Annotated in this window: 3 protein-coding genes and 1 pseudogene; 3 read left to right on the top strand and 1 reads right to left on the bottom strand. The window is 66.6% G+C overall.

Translation table 11 applies throughout. The features are described from left to right. The first annotated feature begins 153 nt into the window (after positions 1 to 153). The 3 genes from JYJ84_RS33495 to JYJ84_RS33505 all read left to right on the top strand — a co-directional run bounded on the left by JYJ84_RS33495 (position 154) and on the right by JYJ84_RS33505 (position 2,465). The gene (locus JYJ84_RS33495; protein WP_174976823.1) at positions 154 to 1,044 is read left to right on the top strand and encodes a DMT family transporter; all 891 of its coding nucleotides are present in this window, start codon (positions 154 to 156) and stop codon (positions 1,042 to 1,044) included. A gap of 139 nt (positions 1,045 to 1,183) precedes the next feature. Then, complete coding sequence (locus JYJ84_RS33500; protein WP_374102153.1) at positions 1,184 to 1,858, top strand: hypothetical protein; 675 nt, start codon at positions 1,184 to 1,186, stop codon at positions 1,856 to 1,858. 19 nt (positions 1,859 to 1,877) lie between these two features. Then, positions 1,878 to 2,465, top strand: coding sequence for an RES family NAD+ phosphorylase (locus JYJ84_RS33505; protein ID WP_236027515.1), 588 nt, complete (start codon positions 1,878 to 1,880; stop codon positions 2,463 to 2,465). A 72-nt stretch (positions 2,466 to 2,537) separates the two neighbouring features. Here the strand turns inward: JYJ84_RS33505 and JYJ84_RS33510 are convergent. After that, positions 2,538 to 2,702 (bottom strand): annotated as a pseudogene (locus JYJ84_RS33510) (MFS transporter); the annotation flags it as partial.

A 2,702-nucleotide genomic window follows, 5' to 3' on the forward strand; every position in this document is an offset into this window, starting at 1 on the left:
AAAGGGAGAAGCTCATGATGGGCCGAGTATAAGCGGGTGCGCGGCGCCGCGTGCGGCCGCCCGAAAAAGACAGCAATTCCGGACAATCGGCGCGCGCTGCGTGGCGGCATAGTCGGGATCCGTTTCACCTGTTTTTTTCGGATCGTTGCCGCCATGAATCTGTCGCTTTATTTCGTCACCGTGCTGATCTGGGGCACCACCTGGATCGCGATCAAGTGGCAACTCGGCTCCGTGCCGCCGCCCGTGTCGATCGCATGGCGCTTCTGGCTGGCAGCCGCCGTGCTGTTCGCGCTGCTGCGCGTGATGCGCCGGCCGGTGCGCCCGCCGCGCGAAGCGTGGCGCTTTCTCCTGGCGCAGGGCTTCGCGCTGTTCTGCCTGAACTTCCTGTGCTTCTACTACTCGGAGCAGGTCGTGCCGAGCGGCCTCGTCGCGGTGATTTTCTCGACCGCGCCGCTGTTGAACTCGATCAACGGCCGGCTGTTCATGGGCCGTCCGTTGCGGCCGTCGGCGATCGCCGGTGCGCTGCTCGGGCTCGTCGGCATCGCGTGCCTGTTCTGGCAGCAGATGGCCGGCCATCTCGACGACCACGCGACCTGGATCGGGCTTGCGATCGCGTTCGCGGGCACGATGTGCTTCTCGGCCGGCAACCTGCTGTCGAGCCGGATGCAGTCGATGGGGCTGCACCCGCTCGTGACCAACGGCTGGGCGATGCTGATCGGCGCAACGATCCTGACCGTCGGCAGCGCGGTGGCCGGGTTGCCGTTCACGCTCGACACGAGCCCGCGCTATCTCGGCGCGCTCGTCTACCTGGCCGTGCCGGGCTCGGTGATCGGCTTTACCGCATACCTGACCCTCGTCGGCCGGATCGGGCCGGAACGCGCCGCGTACTGCACGGTGCTGTTCCCGATCGTTGCGCTGGCCGTGTCGACCGTGTTCGAGGGCTATCAGTGGTCGCCGCTTGCGGTGGTCGGGCTGCTGCTGGTGGTGGCCGGCAATCTGGTCGCATTCGACCTGACGCGGCGGTTGTTTCTGAGGACGGCCTGACCGGGAGGAGGCTGTCTGCAGTGTCCCGATGCATCGGTCATCCGCCCGATGCGGGCAACCTTGGGTACGCCGAAAAGTTGACGCGGTTGACTTGGTTGCGAGGCTGACCTATCCTTCGTCCTGATCGTGAATGGAGGCGATGATGGGTCGGCATGTGCAAGCGCTCGAGGGCGCCGATGTCATCCTCGATGTGGATACCGAAGTGGCGCTGCGCTGCGCCGTCGGCGCAGCGACCATGCTCGGGCCGGACAAGGCACGAGCATTGCTCGAGCTGTCCGACGCGCAACTGGGTCATCTGTTCAAGGTCGGCATCGCTCAGGTCATCGATCTTGCCGGTGTCGTCACTTTCGGGATCGCCGCCGCGGCGACCCGCGACAGGAAAGCGCCCGGCCGCGCGAAGCCGAATCCGAAGCCGGCCGCGTACGAGGGCGCGGTGCTTTCCGAGGTCGAGCGGATTGCGTTGTCCGAGCGGCAGGCGCTGGTTGCCGCCGGCAGATTGTTGCCGGCCGCCGAACTCTGGGCGGGGCTGGGCATGACCCGGCAGGCGCTCAACAAGGCGCTCGTGTCGGGGCGCATCTTCACGGTGGACGTCGGGGCCGCGCAATACTATCCGGCCTTCTATCTGGCAGGCGACATCGATCGCAAGACGCTGGGCAAGGTGACGCAGCAACTGGGCAGTCTGCCGGGCTGGAGCAAATGGCAGTTTTTTACGACCCCGAAGGCTTCGCTCGGTAACGTCACGCCACTGAAAGCCCTGTCGCAAGGGCAGGTCGAGCGGGTGGAGCGCGCGGCGGCAGCCTTCGCGGAACGCTAGGAGCGCGCGGTTGACGCTGGTGGCGCCGGGCAGGCATTTCGCGCATGCAACGCTGACGACGAAAGAAGTCGCGCCTGCCACGCTGCTCCGTATTTCACGCTACGACACCGGCGAGCCCTACTTCGGCAGGTCGGGCGGCAACCGGTTCGACGATCCGCGCAAGCGGGGCAGGTTCGGTACCTGTTATTTCGGCTTCGACCTGCATTGCGCGTTTGCCGAGACGGTGCTGCACGACGAAGTCGCGGATCTCGAGCTCGGCGGATTCCCGCTCGTGACCGCGGAACTGGAGCGCTACGTGCTGTCCTTTACGGGTTCGCCACTGAACGTGGCCGTCTTGCACGGTCTGCCGCTGAAGAATCTGGGCGGCGACGGGGCGCTGTCGACGGTCGTGCCCTACGACATCCCGCAACAATGGTCCGCCGCCGTGCACCGGCACGACCAGCGGGTCGACGGTTTCCTGTACATGTCGAGGCATCTCAACACGTCGGAAGCGCTCGTCCTGTTCGATCGCGCCGCGTCCAAGCTTGAACGCGCGGCTGCAGTGCCGTTCCGCCATCATCCGGAAGCCGCCCGCGTGCTGCGGGAATTCAACATTCTGCCGCGCTAGTCTGCGCCGCACCGCCGGCGGATGGACGATGTACCCGCCCGTTCCGCCCGGCGTCCGCCTGACCTTGCTTCGTTATGCCGCCGCGCCGCTTCCCTCGACCCGCGCCTGACGCTGGTACAGCACCATCGACAGTGCGACGCCCGCCGCGGCGGCGGCCGCCGCGAACAGGAACACCTGCGGATAGCCGAATGCGCCCGCGACATAGCCGGCGAGCGGGCCCGTGATGCCAAGCGACAG

The sequence above is a fragment of the Burkholderia sp. LMG 13014 genome, from assembly GCF_905232215.1.
GTDB lineage: Bacteria > Pseudomonadota > Gammaproteobacteria > Burkholderiales > Burkholderiaceae > Burkholderia.

Excerpts from the sequence above, each read along its gene's own strand:
- JYJ84_RS33495 (WP_174976823.1), top strand. The coding sequence starts at position 154 with ATGAATCTGTCGCTTTATTTCGTCACCGTGCTGATCTGGGGCACCACC.
- JYJ84_RS33500 (WP_374102153.1), top strand. The coding sequence starts at position 1,184 with ATGATGGGTCGGCATGTGCAAGCGCTCGAGGGCGCCGATGTCATCCTC.